General features: G+C 72.5%; 19 protein-coding genes and 1 tRNA gene. 10 read left to right on the top strand and 10 right to left on the bottom strand.

Going from position 1 to position 21,919, the window contains the following annotated elements; all coding sequences use genetic code 11:
* Positions 1 to 45 precede the first annotated feature (45 nt).
* From T328_RS27115 to T328_RS27105, 3 genes are all read right to left on the bottom strand, one after another.
* Positions 46 to 465, bottom strand: coding sequence for a hypothetical protein (locus T328_RS27115; RefSeq protein WP_496498807.1), 420 nt, complete (start codon positions 463 to 465; stop codon positions 46 to 48).
* A gap of 7 nt (positions 466 to 472) precedes the next feature.
* Positions 473 to 545 (bottom strand) — tRNA-Arg (locus T328_RS27110).
* A 102-nt stretch (positions 546 to 647) separates the two neighbouring features.
* A complete protein-coding gene (locus T328_RS27105; RefSeq protein ID WP_496498806.1) occupies positions 648 to 1,058 on the bottom strand; it encodes a RidA family protein in 411 nt (136 codons plus the stop codon).
* Between the two features lie 79 nt (positions 1,059 to 1,137).
* Between T328_RS27105 and T328_RS27100 the strand changes: the two genes are divergently transcribed.
* Both T328_RS27100 and T328_RS27095 read left to right on the top strand, forming a co-directional pair.
* Positions 1,138 to 1,530: a winged helix-turn-helix transcriptional regulator gene (locus T328_RS27100; RefSeq protein WP_496498805.1), complete on the top strand. Its 393-nt coding sequence runs from the start codon at positions 1,138 to 1,140 to the stop codon at positions 1,528 to 1,530.
* Positions 1,531 to 1,597: 67 nt separating this feature from the next.
* Positions 1,598 to 2,470, top strand: a complete 873-nt coding sequence (locus T328_RS27095) for an SDR family NAD(P)-dependent oxidoreductase (protein WP_496498804.1) — start codon at positions 1,598 to 1,600, stop codon at positions 2,468 to 2,470.
* A gap of 75 nt (positions 2,471 to 2,545) precedes the next feature.
* On the opposite strand, the gene T328_RS27090 is transcribed toward T328_RS27095, so the two are convergent.
* The 3 genes from T328_RS27090 to T328_RS27080 form a co-directional block, all read right to left on the bottom strand.
* Positions 2,546 to 3,439 carry an aromatic prenyltransferase gene (locus T328_RS27090; RefSeq protein WP_496498803.1) on the bottom strand — a complete coding sequence of 298 codons (894 nt, stop codon included), beginning with the start codon at positions 3,437 to 3,439 and terminating at the stop codon, positions 2,546 to 2,548.
* Between the two features lie 267 nt (positions 3,440 to 3,706).
* Positions 3,707 to 4,174, bottom strand: coding sequence for a hypothetical protein (locus T328_RS27085; RefSeq protein WP_496498802.1), 468 nt, complete (start codon positions 4,172 to 4,174; stop codon positions 3,707 to 3,709).
* Between the two features lie 187 nt (positions 4,175 to 4,361).
* Positions 4,362 to 5,963: a prenyltransferase/squalene oxidase repeat-containing protein gene (locus tag T328_RS27080; protein WP_496498801.1), complete on the bottom strand. Its 1,602-nt coding sequence runs from the start codon at positions 5,961 to 5,963 to the stop codon at positions 4,362 to 4,364.
* A gap of 744 nt (positions 5,964 to 6,707) precedes the next feature.
* On the opposite strand from T328_RS27080, the gene T328_RS27075 reads away from it, so the two are divergent.
* Together T328_RS27075 and T328_RS27070 are read left to right on the top strand one after the other, a co-directional pair.
* Entirely contained in the window at positions 6,708 to 7,259 is a 552-nt protein-coding gene (locus T328_RS27075) for a hypothetical protein (protein WP_496498800.1), read from the top strand.
* Positions 7,256 to 7,441: a MerR family transcriptional regulator gene (locus tag T328_RS27070; RefSeq protein WP_496498799.1), complete on the top strand. Its 186-nt coding sequence runs from the start codon at positions 7,256 to 7,258 to the stop codon at positions 7,439 to 7,441. Before T328_RS27075 ends, T328_RS27070 begins: the two co-directional genes overlap by 4 nt.
* 39 nt (positions 7,442 to 7,480) lie before the next feature.
* Here T328_RS27070 and T328_RS27065 read toward each other — a convergent pair whose 3' ends face one another.
* A complete protein-coding gene (locus T328_RS27065; RefSeq protein WP_496498798.1) occupies positions 7,481 to 9,460 on the bottom strand; it encodes a DUF2264 domain-containing protein in 1,980 nt (659 codons plus the stop codon).
* Positions 9,461 to 9,678: 218 nt separating this feature from the next.
* On the opposite strand from T328_RS27065, the gene T328_RS27060 reads away from it, so the two are divergent.
* Together T328_RS27060 and T328_RS27055 are read left to right on the top strand one after the other, a co-directional pair.
* Complete coding sequence (locus T328_RS27060; RefSeq protein WP_496498797.1) at positions 9,679 to 11,838, top strand: DUF6351 family protein; 2,160 nt, start codon at positions 9,679 to 9,681, stop codon at positions 11,836 to 11,838.
* Positions 11,839 to 11,915: 77 nt separating this feature from the next.
* Positions 11,916 to 13,100 (top strand): DUF2510 domain-containing protein, encoded by a 1,185-nt coding sequence (locus T328_RS27055; protein ID WP_496498796.1) that lies wholly within the window; start codon positions 11,916 to 11,918, stop codon positions 13,098 to 13,100.
* An 89-nt stretch (positions 13,101 to 13,189) separates the two neighbouring features.
* Here the strand turns inward: T328_RS27055 and T328_RS27050 are convergent, their stop codons facing one another.
* Both T328_RS27050 and T328_RS27045 read right to left on the bottom strand, forming a co-directional pair.
* Positions 13,190 to 14,440 carry a PucR-like N-terminal domain-containing protein gene (locus T328_RS27050; RefSeq protein WP_496498795.1) on the bottom strand — a complete coding sequence of 417 codons (1,251 nt, stop codon included), beginning with the start codon at positions 14,438 to 14,440 and terminating at the stop codon, positions 13,190 to 13,192.
* 276 nt (positions 14,441 to 14,716) lie between these two features.
* A complete protein-coding gene (locus T328_RS27045; RefSeq protein WP_496498794.1) occupies positions 14,717 to 15,928 on the bottom strand; it encodes a PucR-like N-terminal domain-containing protein in 1,212 nt (403 codons plus the stop codon).
* Between the two features lie 424 nt (positions 15,929 to 16,352).
* On the opposite strand from T328_RS27045, the gene T328_RS27040 reads away from it, so the two are divergent.
* Together T328_RS27040 and T328_RS27035 are read left to right on the top strand one after the other, a co-directional pair.
* Positions 16,353 to 16,937 carry a hypothetical protein gene (locus tag T328_RS27040; RefSeq protein WP_496498891.1) on the top strand — a complete coding sequence of 195 codons (585 nt, stop codon included), beginning with the start codon at positions 16,353 to 16,355 and terminating at the stop codon, positions 16,935 to 16,937.
* 101 nt (positions 16,938 to 17,038) lie between these two features.
* Positions 17,039 to 18,565 (top strand): DUF6801 domain-containing protein, encoded by a 1,527-nt coding sequence (locus T328_RS27035; protein ID WP_496498793.1) that lies wholly within the window; start codon positions 17,039 to 17,041, stop codon positions 18,563 to 18,565.
* A 62-nt stretch (positions 18,566 to 18,627) separates the two neighbouring features.
* On the opposite strand, the gene T328_RS27030 is transcribed toward T328_RS27035, so the two are convergent.
* Positions 18,628 to 19,218 carry a hypothetical protein gene (locus tag T328_RS27030; protein ID WP_496498890.1) on the bottom strand — a complete coding sequence of 197 codons (591 nt, stop codon included), beginning with the start codon at positions 19,216 to 19,218 and terminating at the stop codon, positions 18,628 to 18,630.
* A 737-nt stretch (positions 19,219 to 19,955) separates the two neighbouring features.
* Between T328_RS27030 and T328_RS27025 the strand changes: the two genes are divergently transcribed.
* On the top strand, positions 19,956 to 20,972 hold the full coding sequence (locus T328_RS27025; RefSeq protein WP_496498792.1) for an ABC transporter ATP-binding protein: 1,017 nt from the start codon (positions 19,956 to 19,958) through the stop codon (positions 20,970 to 20,972).
* The gene (locus T328_RS27020) at positions 20,969 to 21,859 is read left to right on the top strand and encodes an MlaE family ABC transporter permease (protein ID WP_496498791.1); all 891 of its coding nucleotides are present in this window, start codon (positions 20,969 to 20,971) and stop codon (positions 21,857 to 21,859) included. The genes T328_RS27025 and T328_RS27020 overlap by 4 nt, the downstream gene beginning before the upstream one ends.
* Positions 21,860 to 21,919: the final 60 nt, after the last annotated feature.

Below are 21,919 nucleotides of genomic sequence, written 5' to 3'. Positions count from 1 at the left end.
CCGCGGCCCGGCGGCCTGCGGCCCGCGGCGATCCGCAGCGCCGCGCTACTGGGGCCAGCCGGCAGACGGCTCGCCGGAGCCCTCGCCCTCGTACCGCTCCGCGCAGCGCTCCTTCACTTCGCGCTCCACCAGCTCCCGGGCCGCGGCGTCGCCGTTGTTCCGCCGCTCCTCCTTGGCCTGCTCGACGACATCGAGCAGGATCGTGTTCTGCCCGTCGGACAGGCCCTTCTGCTGGTAGTCCGACTGGCTGCCGCCGCCGGGTTTGAGCTGGTCGTGAGCCCAGTAGGTGATCAGCCGCACGCATACGGCCTCGTGGGACGTCGCGCTCGGGGCCGGGGCGGCGGACGAGGAGGACGGCTCCTCACTCCGGTCACTTCCGCCGGCGGCTTCGTCCGAGCCACTGCACGCGGTCAGCGCGACGGCGAGCAGCGCGGCCGGCACGAGTAACGATCGCGTTCGCGTCATCGCCATGTGCCCCCGGCAGGATTCGAACCTGCGACACCCGCTTTAGGAGAGCGGTGCTCTATCCCCTGAGCTACGGAGGCGTGCGGTGGGCCGGGCTGTGGGCCCGGGCCGCCCGCGACAGTGTATCGCTCTGCGGTTGTGGGGTGGCGCGGCCGGGTGGGGGCCGGGGGTTCGGCGGGTTGTCAGTCGAGGATGGCGAACGCTTCGACCTCGACCAGTACGTCGGGCTCGAACAGGTAGTCCACGCCGATGACCGACACCGGCGGCAGCGGCCGGGGGATCCCGAGTTCGCCGGCGACCTGGTCGATGCCCGCCACGAAGGGGTCGTACTTCTCGGGGCTCCAGTCGGTGACGAAGAACCTGAGGCGTACGACGTCCGCGAAGCCGGCTCCGGCGCCGGTCAGGCCGCGGGCAGTGTTGCGCAGGGTGTGTGCGACCTGGCCGGTGAGGTCGCCCGTCGCCACGGGGTGGCCGGCGGCGTCGCGGGCGATCTGGCCGGCCACGTGGACGTGGCGGGTGCCGGTGCCGACCGAGACGTGGTGGTACGGCACGGGCTGGAACATTCCCTCGGGGGTGAGGTACTGCACGGCCATGAGAGGTCCCTTCACTGTTCCCGATAGGTATCCATAGTCTACCTTGTATCCGGAGGGAACTTCAACGAGACTAGGTTTCGTGCCTGATACCTCTCCACCCGCGCCCGAGCCGCCGCAGCTCACGGAGGAACACCGCGAGCTGCTCGACCAGGTGCTGGACAAGTGGTCGCTGCAGGTGCTCGACAAGCTCTGCGAGCGGCCCCGGCGCTTCAACGAGCTGCGCCGGGCCGTCCCCGCCGTGACGCAGAAGTCGCTCACGGCGACGCTGCGGCGCCTGGAGCGCAACGGGATGGTCGAGCGCGTCGTCGTGAGCACGCGGCCCGTCGCCGTCGAGTACCGCATCGCGCCGTTGGGGAAGACGCTGCAGGACCTCATCGACGCGCTCTGGGGCTGGACCGCCGTCACCCTGCCCGACGTGCGGCGGGCCCGCGCGTCGTTCGACGGAGACAGCGACGGCGACGGCGACGGCTGAGGGCGGCCGGGCGGGGGAGAGGGTGCGCTTGCCTTCGAGTGCGCTCCAGATCCTACGGTCGGGTGCCATGACCACGACGAACGACGCGAAGGTATGGATCATCACGGGCGCCAGCTCGGGCATCGGCCTGGCGCTCGCCGAGGCGGCGCTCGCGGCCGGCGAGAACGTGGCCGGGACCGCGCGGCGGGTCGAGCGGTTCGGTGAGCTACGGGCGCGGTACCCGGATCGGCTGCTGCCCGTCGAGCACGACGTGCGCGACACGGACGGAGCGGAGGCGGTCGTACAGCGGGCGCTGGAGGTGTTCGGGCGCGTGGACGTGCTCGTCAACAACGCCGGCGTCGGCCAGGTCGGCGCCGCGGAGGAGGTCACGGACGCCGCGCTGCGGGCCATGCTTGAGGAGCACCTGTTCGGCCCGGCCGCGTACGTGCGTGCCGTCCTGCCGCACCTGCGGGAGCGGCGCGCGGGCGCGATCGTGCAGATGAGCAGCCAGGGCGGGCGGATGTCGTTCCCCGCCGTCGGCAGCTACTCGGCGGGGAAGTTCGCGCTGGAGGGGTGGTCGGAGGCACTCGCGGGCGAGGTCGCACCCTTCGGCATCCGCGTGCTCGTCGTCGAGCCCAGCCGCTTCCGTACCGCGTTCAACGCCGCCGACGTGCTCAAGACCGCACCGGAGAACGCCGTCTACGACGAGGTCATCGGCACCGTACGCGCGAACATGGCCGAGGCCGACGGCATCCAGGAGGGCGACCCGGTACGCGCCGCCCGGGTGATCCGCGACGTGCTCGACGCCCCCGACGCGCCGCTGCGGCTCCCGCTCGGCGCCGAGGCGGTGCGCAATCTCACCCGCGTCTACCGCGGCGCGCTGGCCGACGTGGAGAAGTGGGCGCAGGTGAGCGAGTCGGCGGATTTCCCCGACCTGCCGCCCGCGGAACGCGCGTTCTGAGCACCGCGCGCGAGCGGCCACGGCCCACGGCGCGTGCGGCGAGCGCCGTCCCGCGGTGCCGTGGCCGCCCGGGCGTCAGCTCCCGCGGCGTACCCGGTCGTGTGCGTCCGTGGCCATCTGGTAGTAGGTCGCGAGCTTGTAGTACTCCCCGCCCGTCGTCAGCGCCCCGGCGAAGACCAGCTTGCGGTCGCCGTCGTACGTGTACGGCGCGTTGGCGGCGAGCACGCCGAGCTTCGGTTCGATGTGCGCGGGAAGCGCGGCCGGGTCGGTGGTGCGGGTGGAGAAGCTGACCCGCTCGATCTCGGGGGAGTCCCAGCTGAACGTCGGGTACAGCGCCGAGGAGGTCTCGGCGAAGTCCAGCAGCTGCCCGCTCGGCTTCGGCAGCCCGAAGTCCCGCAGCATCGCCTGGACGGTGGCGCGCTCGAAGTGCTGCGAGGACAGCCCGTTGAAGTACACGTTCCAGGTGCGGTTCGCGTGGTCGATCGCCACCGTCGACACCTTGCCGTCCAGGCCGTACCCGGCGAGCGTGCCCAGCCACTTGGACAACGTGTCGGCCATGGCGGGAACGGCGGCGAGCTTGCTCAGCTCCTGCAGCCGGCCCATCGGGAAGACGGCGTACGCCTTGTTGAAGCCGCCGTTGACGCCGTAGTCGACGCCGTAGCAGTCGACGGGAAGCGTGGCGAGCATGTCCGCGAACATGCCGCGGACCGGGTGGTCCGTCTCCTCGGCGAGGCCGTGCGCCAGGGCACGCTCGTAGGGGTCGCCCTCGGCCAGCGGCACCGTGAAGTCGAAGGACATGTCCCCGACCCGGCCCCCCTTGTTCACGATGTTGAACACGACCGTGGAGTCGGTGACGACGTTCGGGAACGCGGTGAGCACCGCGGTCATCTTCTCGCGCGGGCAGTCCAGGCCCACCTGCCTGGCCGCTTCTTCCGCAGCCTCACACAGGCGTTCGATTCCAGGATTCACGGTCATCACTCCCCCGTTGGCGATGCAGCATGGCTTGTTTGCCGCTTGCTTCAGCGGTGCGTCGGATCTAAAAGATAGGCGGCCGACCGCGGCGGCCCTCGCCGTCGGCAGGTGACAAGATCGTGCGTCTTGCGGGCGGGCGCCGGACCGGTATGTCCGTATGTCCCGTCCCGACAGCGGCGCCCGCAACACACGCAGGGGCTGGACCTGCCGGTCGGCAGGTCCAGCCCCTGGAGCCGGTCGTGGTGCGGTCAGTCAGTCAGTCAGTCAGGCGGCCGCGGTCGCGGCCGAGTCCTCCACGCGCAGCATCAGGGACCGCAGGAGGAGGGCCGTCTCCATCGCGCACATCAGCACGCCGATGGTGACGTGTGCGGCGATCGAGCCCTCCATGCCCAGGAAGACCTGGATGAAGGTGATCAGCAGGATGCCGATGCCCGCCGAGAGCGGCCACTTCAGCCAGCGGTTCCGGCGCCACAGCAGGATGGCGGCCACGAGCTGGAGGAGCACCATGGCCTCGAACACGACGGCGTTGACGCCGTGCGGATCGATCGAGTCGACGTCGCCGTTCATGAGCATTCCGGCCAGTAATCCCTGCATCAGGGTCTGAAGAAAGCAAACAGCCGCGACGACGCGCAAGAAGGTGAGCGTCCCGCGGCCCTCCACGACCTGGATCGGTATGACCGCCTTGCCCGCCCCGGAGGGGGCGGGTGCGCCCTCGGAAGAGGTCTCGTGCATCGAAGTCCTCATTTCTCTTCTTCTGCTTGGCCAGGGAGAGGAGATCCGGCGAAGGTGCACCGGTGGCCCGGAGCCTACCGGCGCCCCTTCCCCCTGCCGATGCCCCCCAGCCTCAACGGCCGTACGCAATCGGCCTGTTGGCCGAGACCCGCCTGCCGACCGGTGCCGGGCGGACGGTCGGATCCGGTCAGGCGGCGTCGTGGGCGATCAGGCGGTTGAGTGCGGTGAGGACGTGCACGTCGGCCAGGACGGGGAAGTCGAAGGGCAGCGGTCGCGGGCCCGCCTGGTCGGCGATCGAGCGGAACCCGCCGTCCGCGTGCTGCTGGTCGGTCAGATACGCCAGCGGCTTGCCGAGGTCGAGTTGCGGGGCGTGCCGGGCCAGCGCGCCCAGGGCCTGCGCGGTGGACAGCACATCGCTTTCCTTGCCCGGTACGTGCCCCCAGCCGCCGTCGGTGCCCCGGGACCCGTCCAGGAACGCGACGGCCTTGGCGATGGACTCGTCGGCGCGCCGCCGCAGTGCGGCCTCGGCGGCCGGTACGCAGGCCAGGGCGTCCAGGATGCGCAGGATGGCGCTGGACATGCTCAGCGTCCAGCTGGGCTCGAAGCTGCCGTCCGGCTTCTGGGCGGCGATGAGCACGTCGACCGCGGGGCCGAGCAGGTCCCCGTACCGGCTCCAGGGCAGGGCGATGACCGCGCCGGCCGTCATGTCCAGGTCCGAGGCGTGGCCCCGCAGATAGGTGGGGAAGCCGCCCGCGTCGTTGGCCCGGGCGCGCAGGTATTCCTCCCCGGCGGCGATGCCGTGGCGGAACCTGCCCGCGTCCAGTGTCCGCAGCAGCTCCACGCACCGGGCGGTGTCGTCGACGTCGGTCTGGGTGGTGGTCTCGTTGTAGCCCCAGCCGCCGTCGGCGTGCTGACGGGAGGCGAGGTACTGCCCCATCCGCGCCGCGAGCGGCTCGTGCCCCGGCGCGGGCGCGAGCGCCATCCCGGCCAGCGAGGTCACGAAGACCTCCTGCCCGTCGATGAACGGCACGCCGCCGTCCGGGCCGCGCAGCCGGGCCAGCGCCTCGATCCCCTCCCGCATCAGCTCACACCCGGGCCGGTACGTGTGCAGCGCGTGCAGCGCCACGAGGTGGGACAGCGCGTTCCCCTCCCATACGCGCCTGGCGGGGAAGGCAGCCAACCGCCGCACCAGCAACTCCTGGTAGTCCAGCAGCTCCTGCCCGGCCACCGGGTCCCCGGCCGGCCCGGACTGCCCCGCGCCCGCGTGGGCGTGCGCATGCAGGATCGTGGCCGCGCACAGCGTCAGCTCCGTCCACACCGCCTGCGGCCGCGGGGCTATCTTCCGCGGATCGGGACGCGTGCCGTCCGGCAGCACCCCGCACAGCCCGAGAATCGTGTCCAGCAGCAGCCGCTTGCGCGCCCCGGAGCCGTGCCGGGCCTTGTTCAGACCGGCGAGCAGGTCGTCGACCTCGCAGGGCCGGCCGGACAGCGCGTCCACGACCACCCGCTCCAGCGTGCCCTTCGGCCGGGCCCGCTGCAGGTACTCCTGCAGCTCCTTCTGCACCCGCGGCAGCGCACGCTCCTTGCGTAGCAGGAGCAGCAGCAGTGCGGATTCGATGATTCTGCCGGCGCACGGGTCTCTCAGGGCACCCTCGCCGTCCACCTGCACGGCCAAGTGGCGCGCGACCCGGCGCCGCACCTCCGCGACCCCGGGCCGCTGCCCGTCCGCGCCCGGCGCCATCGACGGCGAAACGGCGTCGGCTGCGGGGCCGACCAGACGATCACTCATTGTTCAGTTTCCTTTCGAGTTGCCGAAGATCCCGGGATGCCGAAGCGGTGGCCCAGGTGCCGGAGTTGCCGGGTGCAAGGGAGTGAGGGAGTAAGGGAGTAAGGGAGTAAGGACAAGCGGTCGCGGACGTGCCTGGGAGGCCCGGGTCCGGGCCGTGCCGGATACCGCCGGCCTCGTCGAGAGGTGCCGCGGGCGCGGTCGGCGCGAGCGGCGAAGGTAGAAGACCGCCCGGGCCGTCGACGGCGCGGGCGGTCAGGGGTCAGCCGGGGGCCGCCGCCCCCGTCGTCGGCCGAGGGGCGCTCGTGATCGAGCGGGAGCGGAAGCGGGGTACGCCGGGCTCGACCCGGACAGGAGGGGAACTTCAGCCTCCGTGTGGCCGAACCGAGTGGCCGAAACCGGGCATGGCTGACGTCCCGAAAGTGTGACACGGTCCGGCTCTCCGTGCCAGAGAAGCCCATGACGGCCTGGTATACAACCGACCCGCGCCGCGTCCGGGTGTCTGCCGGAGGGCGCGGGGGGGTGCGGGAGGGTGCCCCGGCAAGCCAGCGTCAAGTCGCACGCAAGACAGGCAGGACAGTCTTGGAAGCGACCATCACGGGACCCCGTTCCACGCACAGCGGTTGGCGGGGGAACCGTTTCGCCTGAGGGGGGGCTTCGATGGGGTCTCGTCCCTGCGTGCGGGCTCACCCGCACGAAAGCAGGGCCGCCGCCGGCTCCCTCCTGTGCGATTCCTGCATCAGGCGGATGGAGCAGCAGCTGCGGGAGCTTCCCGCTCTCCACCGGGAGAGCCTGCACCAGGCGTCGCCGACGACGACCGCCAGGCGGACCAATCCGACGAAGGTCTCGGCGAGCCGCAGCCTCGACCCTCTCGATGTCTCCGTACTGGACACCCGGCTGCACCTCTGCGCCCTTCTCGAGTCGTGGTCGGGGGTGGTCGTGGAGAAGCTGGGCGTCGCCGCGCCGGCGCGGCGGGTTCCGCACCTGGCGCGGTTCCTCGCCGAGCACCTGGGCTGGCTGACCGCCCACCCCGCGGCGGCGGATTTCGCCGACGAGATCGAGGGCCTGGTTCGGGAGTTGCGGCAGATCATCGATCCCGACCCGAGCGAGCACCTCACCTTCGTCCACGCGTGCGTCCAGGACGGCTGCGGCGGGACGATCACCGCTTCGCTCCGCCCTGGCGCGTACGTGCCGGGCCGCCGGAGCGTCGCGTGCTCGGCGGGGCACGCGTGGGAGGCACACGAGTGGCTACGGCTCCGGCACCTGATGGAGCGGCAGCGAAAAGGCAGCGAGGCATGAGCAGACCACCGAGCCACAGGCTCGTTCCCACCAAGGTCGCCGCGCTGGCCATGGGGGTGTCGGAGGCCACCATCCGCAAGTGGGTGAGCCGCGGGAAGCTGACCCGCTACGGCGCGCCGAACCGCCGTTCGCACTTCGACATCGAGGAACTCACCGCGCTCGCCGTACGGCGCCGGTCCTGAAGCCGCGCGCCGCGGGCGGCCCCCGCTCCCGTGCGGCGGCTAGTGCGTGGCCGGCGGCGCGGGGAGGCGGATCGTGTCGCGTACGCCGGTGGGCCACGAGACGTCCGCGAGCAGCGTGTCGCCCTGGCGGCGGACGGTGACCCGGGGGAGTGCGGCGGGGTCCGTGGCGCCGAGGTGGATCAGGGCGACGTGGGCGGTGGCGTACGGGGCCGGGCCGGGCGTCGCCACGACGGGGGTGGCGGTTGCGGCACCGAGGGCGTTGCTGCCGGTGCCCGGGACCACCGCCGCGTCGGGCAGCCCCGCGACGCCGGTGATGAGCGAGACCAGGCCGTCCGCGCCCGCCACCCGCGCCGTGCCCGGGGCCGGGGCCGTCCGGCCCGCGGCGGGAGCGGACTCCGGTCCGACCGCCAGGGCCCAGCCGCCGATACGCAGGACGTACCCGGCCGCGGCGTCGTCGCCGGTGGCGGGATCGACGCGTACGGCCCGCACCTCGACCGAGCCGCGCAGCGCGGAGCCCACGGTGATCCAGGGCCCGGCCACGTACCGGGTGTCGGGCCCGCCGAAGGGGTTCCACGTGGCGTCCGCCGGCCAGTGCGCCCGGCTGCGCGAGACGGCGGTGGCGTCGCCGAGGGAGATCCGGATAGACGGGCGGCGGTGGGAGGCGCGCCCGGCCGCGTCGAGAAGGACGACCGCGTTGTCGAGCGGGCCGGCGCCGGCGCCGGCGCCGGTGCCGCGGCCCGCGGTGGGGTCGCCGGGGGTCTCGGGTGCGGTGTGGGTGGAGTACGCGAAGCGCGCGTAGCAGGGGTCGTCCGCGTGGAGGCGGGCCGGGTCGGTGTGGTCGCCGCCGTGGTTGACGACCCGTACGACACCGTCCGCGGCGGTGCCGGAGACGAGCCAGCCGGGGGCGGGCAGGGCCAGGTTGACGTCGGTCCGCTCGGCGGCGAGCGGGACCTCCGGCTCGGTCCACACCGGGTGGTCGGGCGGCAGGGCGAGGCCGATGAAGCCCTTGCTCGCCCAGTACGGGGACGCCGGCCCGGAGTACCCCTGGAGGATGCCCCGGTACGGTCGGTGCCAGCCGAGGGTGAGCAGGCCGTTCTCGTCGGTGGCGCCGTGCGCCGCGAAGTGGTCGAGCACGCGGTTCGCGATCGCCCTGGTCTCCCCGGGCGCGAGCGGCGTGGCGTCGAACAGCGCGCCGGTCCACAGCGGCGCGAGAGCCGCGTGCCGGTACGTCAGCGAGCGGCCCTGGACGAGCGGGGAGCCGTTGGCGCCGTAGAGGAGCCGCTGGTCCGCCAGGAAGCGGGCGAGTCGCGTCCGGTAGCGGTCGAGCAGCCCGGCGGGGGCCGCGTCGCCGAGGATGCGGCAGAACCACAGCGGGTAGAGGTGCATCGCCCACCCGTTGTAGTGGTCGAAGTTGCGGCGTTCCCCGCCGGTGAGGCCGTCGGAGTACCAGCCGTCGCCCGCGTACCAGCCGTCGGTGAGCGCGATGGTCCGGTCGAGGTCCTGCTGCCGCCAGGCACCGCCGGCGGTACGGGCGAACGCCTCGGTGACGCCCTGGAACCAGACCCAGTTGTTGCCCGGCATCGGGTCGCCGACCATCGGGGCCAGCCAGTCCAGCACCCGCCGCCGGACCTCCGCCGGCAGCCGGTCCCAGATCCAGGGGCGCGTCTCGTGCAGCGCGAGCGCGATGGACGCGGCCTCGACCTTGGCCTGCTTGCACTCGGCGAAGGCCGGCCAGCGCCGCGGGTGGGCCGGGTCCGTGCCGGCGGCGAGGCCGGCCGCGTACCAGCCGGCGAGGTCGTGCGGGTCGGCGCCCGCCGCCCCCGCCAGCCGGAAGGCGGCGAGCAGGAACGTACGGGCGAACCCTTCGAGCCCGTCGCTCAGCGGGCCGCTGCCGCTGGGCACGCCGGGCAGGTCGATCAGGGAGTGCTCCTCGGTCGCGTACGGCCGCACGGCGAGCAGCATGCGGTCCGCGGTCCGCTCCCAGTGCGCGCGGTCCTCGGCGGCGGTGCGGCGGCGCATCAGCAGCGGGTCTCCCAGGCCGGTTCGTACTCGGCACGCATCCTGTCGCCCGCCTCCCTACGCGTCTCCCTGCGCGGCTCCCTGACGGCATCGTCCCACTCGCCCGGGACCCGGGGTTCGCCTGGTCCGACCGGAAGCCGCGGGACGGGTCGTCTTTTCCGGGTCGAATTGAACGCGTACGGTCAAAGTGTAAATCGCAACGAACTGGAGGACCCTGCATGCGCCCACGCCGTGCTCTGCTCGTCCCCCTCTCCGCCGCGCTCGCCGCCCTCCTCGCCTTCCCCCTCACCGCCCAGGCCGCCGCGCCCCAGCCCACCGGCCGGCTCGACGTCACCGTCCTCTCCGGCCGGGCCGACTCCGTCACCGCCGGCGACGCCCTGCTCCGCGTCGAGGCCCCCGACCCCGGCGACGTACGCGTCGAGGTCAACGGGCGCGACGCCACCCGCGTGTTCGCCGCCGCCCCGGACGGCCGCGCGCTCACCGGCCTCGTCGAGGGCCTGCGCACCGGCCGCAACACCGTCACCGCCACCGCTCCCGGCCAGCGGCCCGCCCGGCTCACGCTCACCGGCCACCCCGCGCAGGGCCCCGTCTTCTCCGGGCCGCACCAGCAGCCCTTCGTCTGCGAGACCGGCGACTTCCGGCTGCCCGTCGTCGGCGGCACCCTCGGCGCCCCCCTCGACGACGACTGCTCCACCCGGACCCGCGTCGACTACTTCTACCGGAACACCGCCGGCGTCTACACCGCCTGGCCCGACGGCGCCACCGCGTACCCCGCCGACCTCGGCCGGACCACCACCTCCACCGGCCGCACCGTCCCGTTCATCGTGCGCATGGAGACCGGCACCGCCAACCGCGGCATCTACCAGTCCACGATCCTCCACGACCCCCTCGCCGAGCCCGCCCCCGACCACCGCACCCGCCCCGCCGGCTGGAACGGCCGCGCCGTCTACACCCTCGGCGGCGGCTGCATCGGCGGCTGGTACCGGCAGGGCGACACCACCGGGGGCGTCACCGACGCCTTCATGCTCGGCCGCGGCTACGCCCTCATGTCGTCGTCCCTCAACGTCTTCGGCTCCAACTGCCACGACCTCACCGCCGCCGAGACCGCCATGACCGTCAAGGAGCGCTTCACCGAGGCGTACGGGCCGATCGACCACACCATCGGCTTCGGCTGCTCCGGCGGCTCGTACCAGGCGTACCAGATCGTCGACAACTACCCGGGCATCTTCGACGGCATCCTGCCCGCCTGCTCCTTCCCCGACGTAGGCTTCGCGATGACGAACCGGGTCACCGACACCCGCCTGCTCACCGAGTACTTCGCCGGCGACACCGAGCTCGCGTGGAATGAGGAGCAGAAGCGCGCCGTCACCGGCTTCGCCTCGTACGCCGTCGCCACCGGCACGGCGCGCGACGCCGCGCGCATCGACCCGCAGGGCAACTGCGGGGTGCTGCCCGAGGAGCTGCAGTACGACCCCGAGACCAACCCCGACGGCGCGCGCTGCGACCTCTACGACCACGCCATCAACGTCTACGGCCCCGACCCCCGCACGGGCTTCGCCCGCCGTCCGCTCGACAACGACGGCGTGCAGTACGGCCTCGGCGCGCTCGCCGACGGGACGATCGGCAAGGAGCAGTTCCTGGAGTTGAACGAGCGCGTCGGCGGCTACGACCACGACGCCCACATCGTCGACGCCCGCACCACCGCCGACCCGGTCGCCACCCGCATCGCGTACCGCACCGGCCGGCTCACCAACGGCGGCGGCGGGCTCGCGGACGTGCCGATCATCACGTACCGCGCGTACGTCGACGACGACCCCGAGGGCGACACCCACCTGCGCTACTACGACCTGTCCGTGCGCAAACGCCTGGAGAAGGCCAACGGCACCGCCGCCAACATGGTCAGCCTCATGGAGGACGGCCGCTACGGCGGCCAGAGCACCGCCAGCCCGCTGGTCCGGCACTCCCTGGAGATGATGGACCGCTGGCTGACGAACCTCGCCGCCGACACCTCCGCCGCCCCGCGCATCGACAAGATCGTGGCGGCGAAGCCGGCGGAGCTGCGCGAGGGCTGCAATACCCGGGACGCCGAGCCACGGTTCGTCGCCGAGGCGCTGGACCGCGATCCGGACAGCACGTGCGAGCGGCTGTACCCGTCGCACTCCTTCCCGCGCGAGGTCGCGGGCGAGGACATCGCCACGGATGTGATCAAGTGCCGTACGGAGCCGCCGCGGCGCGGCACGTACGCGACGAAGTACGGCGTGACCTGGACGGACGCCGAGTGGGAGCGGCTGCGGACGGTCTTCGGCCGGGGCGTCTGCGACTACTCCCGGCCGGGGGTGGGGCAGCAGGGTCTGGCCGGGACCTGGCTCTCCTTCTGAGGTTGTGCGCAGTTGGACGGCAAGAAGGCTCAGACCGCTCTCATCCGGTTCTCAGGGAGCCCCGATAGCCTGCATACATGAGTGGAATGGCGCCTGCAGGGTGGTATCCCGACCCGGACCGCAGCGACGACGAGTCGCCGAGGGAGCGGAGGTGGGACGGTGAAGGCTGGACGAACGAGGTCAGGCCCGCTGCTGTCGCCCCGGCTGTCCCTGCGCAGAGCCCCGGCGGGGCCGGCCCGCAGGACACTCTGCCCGGCGGCGTGAACGGCGGCGTGAACGGCCCTCCCACGGAGGTCATATCCGGCGGGGCCGAACCGCTCGGTTTCGGCCCCGGGCCCGGCTCGCCGCCCGGCAAGGGGCGTTGGACGGGCCGGCGCCCCCTCGCCCTCGGAATCGCCATCGGCGTGGCCGCCGCGGCCCTCGTCGGCGGCGGCATCGCCGGCGGGTACGCGCTGTGGGGCGGGGACGACGGCGACGAGGCCGGCGGCAGCGGCCCGGTGGTCTTCGGACCGGACGGCGAGAGCCGGTCCCCGGGCCCCGGCGAGGGACCCGGGTCCGGCGGCGAGTCCGACGGCGGCTCGGGCGGCGGTCCCGGCGAGTCGCCGGCGCCGCAGGACCCCGACGGCGGCGAGCAGAACCCCGAGGACCCCGACGGCGGTCAGCCGCCGATGGAGATCCCCAGCGAGGACGGCTTCGCCACCGACCTGGCCAGCGGCATCAAGATCCCGGTACCGGACGGCTGGAAGGGGCAGTCCGGGCAGATCGGCGCCTCGGTGTCGGTGGGCGAGTACAAGTGCCCGACGTCCCCGAAGGACACCTGCGTACGCGGCGGGGTGAACTCCGCGCCCGCCCTCGCGCTCGGCATCGACGCGACCAGTCCGAAGACCGTCGCGGAGAAGGACATCGAGCCCAACGCGGAGGCGTCGTACGGCGACGAGTCGTACGGCGGCATCACCTCGCACGACGAGGTGGAGTCCGGCGAGGTCACGGTCGCCGGGGAGAAGGGCTACCTGGTGCGCTGGAAGGTCGTGACGAAGGAGGGCGACGACGGCTACGTGCAGTCGCTCGCGTTCCCGTCCCCGGCGAACTCCGCGACCATGGTCCTCGTACGCGCCGGCTTCGATATCGGCGACGAGGCGCCCGCCCTCGGTGAACTGGAGGAGATCACCGAGGGCATCGAGGAGTCCGAGGGCGGCGCGGGCTTCCCGGGCGGGGGCGGCCAGCCGGCGAGCCACCGCGCTGCCGCGGGGAGCCGCGGTTGATCGGTCGCGGTGGGGTAGGCCGCCCCACCGACAACGCCGGCTCACTCCGCGGCGCGGCTGCCCAGCCCGCTGCCCCGCTCGCCCTGCTCTCAATCCGGCGGCGGGGTACGCCCGTTGAGGGGCCCCGTGGCCGGCAGGTCCGCCTGGTCGCGCAGCCAGAGCGCGCGCAGCGTCGCCTCCAGGGCGAAGCGCCGGTCGGGCTCGGTGAGCTGGGAGCCGAAGTGCTGGCCGAGGGTGCGCATGCGGTAGCGCACGGTCTGCGGGTGGACGTGCAGCTGCTCGGCGATACGCCCCGCCGTGCCCCGCGTGGTCAGCCAGACCCGCAGCGTCTCCACCAGCCGCTCGCGCCGGCCGGCGGTCACGGTGGCCAGCGGCTGGAGCTGGCGGCCGGCCATCTGCTCGACGAGGGCGGGGTCCGTCAGCAGCCAGAGGGTGAGCAGGTGGTCCTCGACCCGTACCGGGGAAGGGGCGCGGATCGCGCCCGACTCGACCATGCCGAGGGCCTGCCGCGCCCAGCGCAGCGAGTCCGCGGTCTTGTGGAGCGGGACGGTGAGGCCGACGGCGACGCTCGCCCGGCCGAGCGCGACGGTCAGCGACTCGCGGCGCTCGTCGTCGAACGGGCCGGGGATGAGCAGGTACGGGTGCGGGCCCGCGGTGTCGGTGAGGACGTCGTCGGGGAGCGCGGTCGGCGACGGGAACTTCTCCGTCGGCATGAGCGCGGCCGGCGTCACTTCGTCCGGCAGCTGCCAGCGGGCCTGCGCGGCGAGGTCCTCGATGGTGTGGCGCGGCACGGGCGGCTCGGCGACCAGCGTGCGCAGCAGCCGCCGGCGCAGGCTCTCCAGCCGCTCCGCCGAGTCGGCCTCCGCCTCCAGGTAGCCCTGCCGGGCCAGCTCCGACAGCTCGTCGATGTAGGCGAAGAGCGCGTCGGCGAAGGCGTTCATGACGTGCGAGGCGAGGTGGTTGCGCTCGCCCACGACCATCGCGCGGCGCCACGCGACCCGGCCGCCGATACGGTACGCGGACTGCAGGGCGTCGAGGCTTCGGCCCTCCTGCGCCTCGTACCGGCCGAGTCTTCGGTGCACCTCCGCGAGGTGGACGGCGCGCTTGCGCGGCGTCGCGACCCGGTCGGCGAAGGTGTTGAGCGACTGCCGGACGCCGAGCCGGAGGGCCCGGTCGTACGCGTCGCCCTGCGTGAGCCCGTACTCGGGCACCGCGCGGCGGATCGCCGCGACGATCTCGCGGTAGAGGCTCGGTAACTCGGGCCGGATCAGCGCGGCCAGCTCCCGCGGCAGCGGCTCGGGCGGCTCGGCCAGTGCGATCGCCTGCACTTCGGACGACATACGTCTACCCCTCACGCCGCCGGCGAGGCATGGGGACACCGACCCGGTGGGGGGTGTGCGGGTCGGATGCCCTCCGGTACGGGTGGTGCCGGCGGCTCACTGGTGGATGAAGATCCGCGGGCGCCGGGCAGCGCACCGGTGACCGCGGTGTGGCGCGTGGCTTTTGTCGTTACCGGGAGGAACTTTGCAGCCCACACAGAGTGGATGCGGCACTACTCACCGGGCAAGCGCTTGTACGCATCTTTTGTATGCAGGTGATAGTTCTCCCGGAAGCCCTCAGGCGTCGTCGCTCCGCTGCCGCAGGTGCAGCGTCCGTACGGCGACCTCCACCGCGAACCGCTCGTCGTGGTCGTCCAGTTGCGCGCCGAAGAGCTGATGGAGGCTGCGCAGCCGGTAGCGGACGGTCTGCGGGTGTACGTGCAGCAGCCGCGCCATCCGCGCCGCCGTGCCGCGGGTCGTCAGCCAGACCCGTAACGTGTCGACCAGCCGGTCCCGGCGGACGGGCGTGTGGCCGGCGAGCGGCGCCAGCCGTCGGTGGGCCAGCTCTTCGGCGAGGGGCGGGTCGGCCGTGAGCCACAGGGCCACCAGATGCTCGTCGCAGGCGAACACCGGCTCGTCCCGGATGATGCCGGTCTCCGCGAGCACGACCGCCTGCCGGGCCCAGCGCAGCGAGTCCGCGGACCGGTCGAGCGGCACGGTCACGCCGATGGCGGCCCGGCAGCCGGCCAGCGACGCGTCCAGCAGGGCCCGGCGCTCCGCCGTGAGCCGCCCGGGCAGGAGCAGGTGCGGCTGCGGGTCGGCGAGTTCGACGAGCACGTCGTCCGGGAGCGGCCCGGGGTCCGGACCGCGGGCCGCGGCCAGCGCGACGGGCGTCGCCACCTCCGGCAGCGGCCAGCCGACTTCGTCGGCGAGTTCGGTGACCGCGGAATGGGCGAGGGGCGTCGCGCCGCCGGCGAGCAGCAGCCGCAGCAGCCGCCGCCGGCGCGCCCCGGCGTCCTCCGGGCCCGACTGCGCCTCCAGATAGCCCTCGCGGCACAGTTCCTCGGTCGAGTCGACGTGGGCGAAGACGGCGTCGGCGAACATCGCCATCAGGGTGGGGGAGATGTTGTAGCGCGCGGCCACCGTCTTGGCGCGGCGGAGTGCCACGCGGGCGCCGATGCGCAGCGCCGAGCGCAGGTACTGGAAGCTGCGGCCCTCGTACGCCTCGAACCTGCCCAGCCTTCTGCACATGTCGTCCCTGCGGGCCGTCGAGGAATTCGGGTTCGCCACCTGCTCGACGAATGCGGAGAGATTCTGCTCGACACCCTGCTGCAATACCTCGCCGTACGGGCCCTGTAACAACTGGTCGTATTCCGGGATGGCTCTTCTGATCTCCTGAGCTATTTCCTCGACGAGGCTGGGCAGTTCCGGTCGCATGACCGCGGCGAACTCCGGCGGCAGCGGCTCGGGCGGCTCGACGAGTCCGGCGGCGGGCCCTGCGTCCGGCATCTGCATGACTCCTCCACCCCGGGGCGGAGCCCGCTCGGCCGGGCTCCGCCGACAGCATGCGGGGCGCGGCGCCGGTACGGGAGCGGAACGGGCGCGATTGCGCACTCCGCGACAAAGTCCGGGGGCCGGATGCTGCGTTGCTGACAAGAAAATACGCCGCGGTAAGGAAGTTCCCCGATTCCCGGTCTAAGGTATTGCGTTCACTTGTTACCCGTACGTAACGTACCGGTCTGCAAGGCGCTGGTCGGGGCATCTTTTGTGGTCTGCATGCCGGGCCCGGGTCGCCCCACGGTTTCGATAGGCCGCGCGCTCTCTGCTCCCGGGAGGCGGACGGCGCGGCGGCGCAGAACCGTCACTTCAACTCACGAGGGGAATCGCAGTGCGAAGACTCACGAGAAGCGCCGCAGTCGCAGCAACAGCCCTTCTGGCGGCCGTCGGCTTCACCGTCAGCTCCGCCTCCGCCACCGCCCAGGCGACCTACACCGTCACTCCGGGCGGGCCGTTCACGGCCCACTCCGGGGACACGCAGCTGGGCGTGCCCAACGCCGTCCTCGTCTGCACGGACTCGGACGCCGCCGGGACGCTGAAGAGCGGGTCGGGGCTGGACGGCGCCGGCATCGGCACCATCAACAGCCTGACGTTCACGGACTGCTCCGTGGCCGGGCTCCTGTTCGACGTCGACACGTCGATCACGCTGCCCTGGGACCTGAACATCACCGGCGCCGACCCCGGCAACCCGGACCGGGTGCTGGGTTCGATCACGGGGATCGTCGCGAAGATCGCGGACCAGGACGGCATCTGCACGGCGACGTTCGCCGGCCCCGGCGGTCCCACCGACGAGGGCGAGGTCACCGGGTACTTCGACAACGCGACCAGCCAGCTCGTGGTCCAGGACGGCAACCTCACCGCCCACGACGCGAACTGCCTGGGCATCATCAACAACGGCGACCACGCCGCGTTCACCGGCACCTACGACGTCTCGCCGCCGCAGACCATCACGTTGGACTGACGCGCCCGGCCCTGCCGGCCCGGGGCCGCGGACGACCGGAGTTCCCGGTCGGCCGCGGCCCCGGGCTCACGGCGTTCCCACCCCCGTTCAGAAGGAGTTCGATGAGTCCACGTACCGGGCGGCTCACCGTGATCGCACTCGGTGCGCTCGTCGCAGGACTGCTCCCGGCCTCCGGCTCGGCGGCCCAGGAGGGGACCGTCTCGGTCTCCGCCGACTACGTGTGCGAGCCGGCCGGCGGCGGCGCCGTCGACCTGCCGGTCGAGTTCACGGGTTCCTTCCCGGCCGCTGTGCGCTCCGGCGAGGCCATCCGCCCCGGCGATCTGACGATGTCGGCCACGCTGGGCGGCGACCTGCTGGACGGGCTGCCGGCCGAGGGGGCCGCCACCGTCGCCGGGTCGGCGTCGGTGGCGATGAGCGTGGCCCAGGGGCAGGAGTCCGCCGACTATCCGTGGGCCGGAACGACCGCGGAGCCCGCGGAGGTGGCGGCGGACGGTACGGCTACCGCGTCGTTCACCGGCGGGATGTCGTCGGCGACGGCGGGCGGCTCCGGTGACGTGGTCTTCACCCTCGGCCCGCTGACGCTGGAACTCCAGGGCAACCCCCCGGCGTCGGGCGACGCTTCCTCGCCGTCCGCCGATCCAGCGTCCCCGACGGACGACCCGGACGACCCGGGCGGCCCCGCGGCCACGACTCTCACCTGCGTCCTCGCGGACGCCCGGGACGCCACCCTGGCAACGGTCGCCGGCCCGGACGAGTCCGGCACCCCGGGCGGGGAGGACGGCGGCGGTGACGACGGCGGCGCCGGGCAAGGTACTCCCGGCGCCACCGGCACCGGGCCCGGCGGCGCGGGCGCCGGCAGCGAAACGGCGCCGGGGGACGAGCCCGTCGAGACCGGTGAGGTCGAGCCGTGCCCGCCGGACCAGCCGCCGACGGCGGAGCTGGACCCCGACCGGCTGATCGAACCCCCGGAGGGTTCGAGGATCATCGATCTGCCGGGCGTCTACACGTGCACGGCCGCGGTCGGCATCGTGAACTCCAAGAAGCTGAACGGCGCGCTCGTCGCCAACGATCCGTACGCGCCGACGCTCGACAGCGTCCGCGTCCTGGTGAACAAGCAGATGGTCTACGGCCCCGGGAACATCTACCGGGGCACGCGCAACATCGCGGAGTTCACCCTCCCGGACTCCGAGGTGACTCTCCTCACCTACGGGTTCATGCCGGTCTCGGCGAAGGCCGAGTTCACGAACGAGCCCATGACGATCGTCACCGAGCAGGTCGGTGGGATCGAGACCAACGAGACCACGGCGGGCTTCTACCAGGCCCTGCGGATCTACGACGTGAAGGTGAACGGCGTGCCCCTCGACGTGGGTGACGACTGCCGGACGAGCGGGCCCCTCGACGTGGTGCTCAAAGGCAAGTACCCGGACTACCAGGTCTTCACCGGCGGCGCGTTGAAGAGCCTGGTCACGGTGCCGTCGTTCACCGGCTGCGGCACGGGCGGCGAGGACCTGGACCCGATCTTCACCGCGGCCATCTCCGGCCCCGGGAACTACGTCGAGCTGAACCAGTCCCGGCTGTGCACGATTCCGTGCAGTCCTGACGTCCCGAAACTGCCCGCCCACGACTGAGCACGAAACCGCCCGGTTTCCCCGGGGCCGGGGAAATCCGGGCGGGCCGTCGTGACCGGGTGTCAGCCGGCCGGCGCCTGCGCGGCGCCGAGGTTCAGGCTGATGGTGTTCCCCTCACCCGGGATGATCGCGTTGATCACGAGGGTGGCGAGCAGGCAGTTCTCGAACTCGGGAATCGTGTACGTGCCGCTGAGCGTGCCGCCCCTGAGCGGGTTGAACCCCGGCTCCGAGGTGAGGGCTATCTCGGCGGGCACCTCGGTCTGGCAGCGGTCGCCCACCCAGATCGGCAGCCCGGCGACCTTCAGCTCGGTGATCCGCAGCGTGAGCTTCGAGACCGTGCTGACCTCGCCGGTGGCGGAGCTGATGGTTCCTGTGGTGGGTTCGGTCTCGATGAACTCGGTGGTCGCCGTCGCCGGGATCAGGTCGAGCGTCTTGAAGGAGCCGGTGGCCGGCGGCAGCTTCGTATGGGCGCTGAGCGCACCGGTGGACAGGTCCGCGGTGGTCTCCAGTGTCCCCGGGCCCAGTTCGAGGTCCGAGTCGGTGCCCGCGAGGTGCGTCGTGCCGGACAGCGGATAGTCGAGCCGGACGGGCGCGGCGTTCGCCGGGCCCGAGGTGGCGACGGTGAAGCCCGCCACCGCGAGCAGCGCCAGCACCGCGCGGCTCAGATTCCGCTGCCCTCTCGATAGAGTCAACCGTCTGGCCATCGAGAATCTCCTCAATGTCGTGTGGGCGAGCCCGGGTTGGGGTATTGCCGACTCTCGGCGTGGAAATGCTACGCGCCGGTAATAAGGCTGGCAATGTGCCCGGTACGGCGATCTCGGAATTGCCGGTGTCGTTATCACGCGGTGAGAATTAGGACCCGGCCGATGTGTTGCCGGGTGAGCAACGGCCGGGCTGGCCGGGATGTTGTCATCCGTTGATAAAACGGGGCGCCGGACTGCTCAGCGGGCGACAAGAAAATACCCGCTGGTAAGGAGCCGGTGACTTTCCCTGCCACGGCTATTGATTCCCCGGTTACCCGTGCGTAGCGTCTCCCTCCGCAGGTGCTCGTGCAGCCCGTCCCCCAGCAAGGCCGCACCGCAGAAGTCGTGTCCGCCGCAGCGCGGATCTCGTAGGCGCAGAGGCCGCACCGGCTGCTGCAGGACCCCTCATGGAGTGATGCACGCATGTGCCCGGCAGAACACGCGTCGCGCACCACCCGGGCCCGGCCCGGCGGCGTTCTTTGCTCACTCGGAGACAAGGCCGCCGGCCGGGATTGTCACGCGTTGCCAGTCGTCTTCTGCGACCGGCGCCCGCGGCCGTCGGCTGTGCTGTGCTGTGCCCGCACCGGAGTTGACGGGACCGGCCGGGGTGTACACGCCCGGCGCCGTACACCCGCCAGGGGGCTGTGATGGGAATCGAAGTGGTCGTCGACGGCCTGACGAAGTCCTTCGGCCGCCAGAACATCTGGCGGGACGTGACGCTGACGCTGCCGGCCGGCGAGGTCAGCGTGCTGCTGGGCCCGTCCGGCACCGGCAAGACCGTGTTCCTCAAGTCGCTCATCGGCCTGCTCAAGCCCGAGGAGGGGCAGGTGCTCGTCGACGGCGTCGACATGGTGAACAGCCGGGAGCGCGACGTCTTCGAGGCCCGCAAGAAGTTCGGGCTGATGTTCCAGGACGGCGCGCTCTTCGGCTCGATGAGCCTCTTCGACAACGTCGCCTTCCCGCTGCGCGAGCACACCCGCAAGAAGGAGTCCGAGATCCGCCGCATCGTCATGGAGCGGATGGACCTGGTCGGCCTCGGCGGCGCCGAGGGCAAGCTCCCCGGCGAGATATCCGGCGGCATGCGCAAGCGGGCGGGGCTGGCCCGCGCGCTCGTCCTCGACCCGGAGATCGTGCTGTGCGACGAGCCGGACTCCGGTCTGGACCCGGTGCGTACGGCGTTCATCTCGCAGCTGCTCATCGACGTCAACGCGCAGATCGACGCGACGATGCTCATCGTCACCCACAACATCGACATCGCCTCCACCGTCCCCGACAACATCGGGATGCTCTTCCGCCGCAACCTCGTCACCTTCGGCCCCCGCGAGGTGCTGCTCACCAGCGAGGAGCCGGTGGTCTCCCAGTTCCTCAGCGGCAGCCGGCTCGGCCCCATCGGCATGTCGGAGGAGAAGGACGCGGCGACCCTGGCGGCCGAGGGCTTCGACGCCTCGGCCGCCCGCAACGGCGTGCGCGAGATCGTGCCGCAGCTCGAACCGTCGCCGGGGATGCCGCCGCGGCAGGCGGTGGACCGCCACCGGGAGCGGGTGCTCGGCATGCTGGCGCGGCTGCCGACCGCCGCGCGCAACGCGATCGTGGCGGGCATCGGCACGTCGGTCGCGGAGGCGCGGACGCTGACCACGCCGGCCGTACCGGAGGAGCGGTCATGACCGCGGTCCTGCCGCCGCCACCGCCGACGGAACCGCCGGAACCGGACCCGCAACCGGTCCCGGGCCCCGACGGTGCGGCGGAGGCCGGCGAGCGCGCGGAGCCGCGCCCCGCCTGGTCCGTGCCCGGCGCCGGCGCGCTGCGCGAGACCGGGAAGCTCTTCGCGCTGGCGCTCTCCGTCGCCCGGCTGACCTTCAAGCGGCCGTTCCAGCTACGCGAGTTCGTCGAGCAGTTCTGGTTCGTCGCCAGCGTGACGATCCTGCCCGCGGCCCTGGTGTCGATCCCCTTCGGCGCCGTGATCGCCCTTCAGGTCGGCTCGCTCACCCAGCAGTTCGGCGCGCAGTCCTTCACCGGCGGCGCCAGCGTCCTCGCCGTCATCCAGCAGGCGTCGCCGCTCATCGTGGCGCTGCTGATCTCCGGCGCCGGCGGCTCGGCGATCTGCGCCGACCTCGGCTCCCGGAAGATCCGCGAGGAGCTGGACGCGATGGAGGTCATGGGCGTCTCGCCCGTCCAGCGGCTCGTGGTGCCCCGGGTGCTGGCCACGATGGGCGTGGCGGTCCTCCTCAACGGCCTGGTCTCGGTCGTCGGGACGCTCGGCGGCTACTTCTTCAACGTCATCATGCAGGGCGGCACCCCGGGCGCGTACCTCGCCAGCTTCTCCGCCCTCGCGCAGCTCCCCGACCTCTACATCAGCGAGATCAAGGCGCTGATCTTCGGCTTCATCGCCGGCATCGTCGCCGCCTACCGCGGCCTCAACCCCCGCGGCGGCCCGAAGGGCGTGGGCGATGCGGTCAACCAGTCCGTCGTCATCACCTTCCTGCTGCTGTTCTTCGTCAACACCGTCCTGACGTCGATCTACCTTCAGGTCGTCCCCCCGAAGGGAGGCTGAGCGATGGCCCTGGTGCAGCGGGAGCGGAAGGACGACACGGCAGGGGAGGAGCGCGGGCGC

The sequence above is a fragment of the Streptomyces sp. CNX435 genome, assembly GCF_059570575.1.
Note: the sequence above shows the minus strand (reverse complement) of the source record. Positions and strands in the feature narration are given on the sequence as shown.

What these genes read in the sequence shown, in the direction of transcription:
- T328_RS27035 (WP_496498793.1), top strand. Translation starts at nt 17,039, where the DNA reads ATGAGTCCACGTACCGGGCGGCTCACCGTGATCGCACTCGGTGCGCTC.
- T328_RS27060 (WP_496498797.1), top strand. Translation starts at nt 9,679, where the DNA reads ATGCGCCCACGCCGTGCTCTGCTCGTCCCCCTCTCCGCCGCGCTCGCC.
- T328_RS27050 (WP_496498795.1), bottom strand. Translation starts at nt 14,440, where the DNA reads ATGTCGTCCGAAGTGCAGGCGATCGCACTGGCCGAGCCGCCCGAGCCG.
- T328_RS27085 (WP_496498802.1), bottom strand. Translation starts at nt 4,174, where the DNA reads ATGCACGAGACCTCTTCCGAGGGCGCACCCGCCCCCTCCGGGGCGGGC.
- T328_RS27020 (WP_496498791.1), top strand. Translation starts at nt 20,969, where the DNA reads ATGACCGCGGTCCTGCCGCCGCCACCGCCGACGGAACCGCCGGAACCG.
- T328_RS27025 (WP_496498792.1), top strand. Translation starts at nt 19,956, where the DNA reads ATGGGAATCGAAGTGGTCGTCGACGGCCTGACGAAGTCCTTCGGCCGC.
- T328_RS27065 (WP_496498798.1), bottom strand. Translation starts at nt 9,460, where the DNA reads ATGCGCCGCCGCACCGCCGCCGAGGACCGCGCGCACTGGGAGCGGACC.
- T328_RS27095 (WP_496498804.1), top strand. Translation starts at nt 1,598, where the DNA reads ATGACCACGACGAACGACGCGAAGGTATGGATCATCACGGGCGCCAGC.
- T328_RS27105 (WP_496498806.1), bottom strand. Translation starts at nt 1,058, where the DNA reads ATGGCCGTGCAGTACCTCACCCCCGAGGGAATGTTCCAGCCCGTGCCG.
- T328_RS27075 (WP_496498800.1), top strand. Translation starts at nt 6,708, where the DNA reads ATGGAGCAGCAGCTGCGGGAGCTTCCCGCTCTCCACCGGGAGAGCCTG.
- T328_RS27070 (WP_496498799.1), top strand. Translation starts at nt 7,256, where the DNA reads ATGAGCAGACCACCGAGCCACAGGCTCGTTCCCACCAAGGTCGCCGCG.
- T328_RS27055 (WP_496498796.1), top strand. Translation starts at nt 11,916, where the DNA reads ATGAGTGGAATGGCGCCTGCAGGGTGGTATCCCGACCCGGACCGCAGC.
- T328_RS27115 (WP_496498807.1), bottom strand. Translation starts at nt 465, where the DNA reads ATGACGCGAACGCGATCGTTACTCGTGCCGGCCGCGCTGCTCGCCGTC.
- T328_RS27080 (WP_496498801.1), bottom strand. Translation starts at nt 5,963, where the DNA reads ATGAGTGATCGTCTGGTCGGCCCCGCAGCCGACGCCGTTTCGCCGTCG.
- T328_RS27045 (WP_496498794.1), bottom strand. Translation starts at nt 15,928, where the DNA reads ATGCCGGACGCAGGGCCCGCCGCCGGACTCGTCGAGCCGCCCGAGCCG.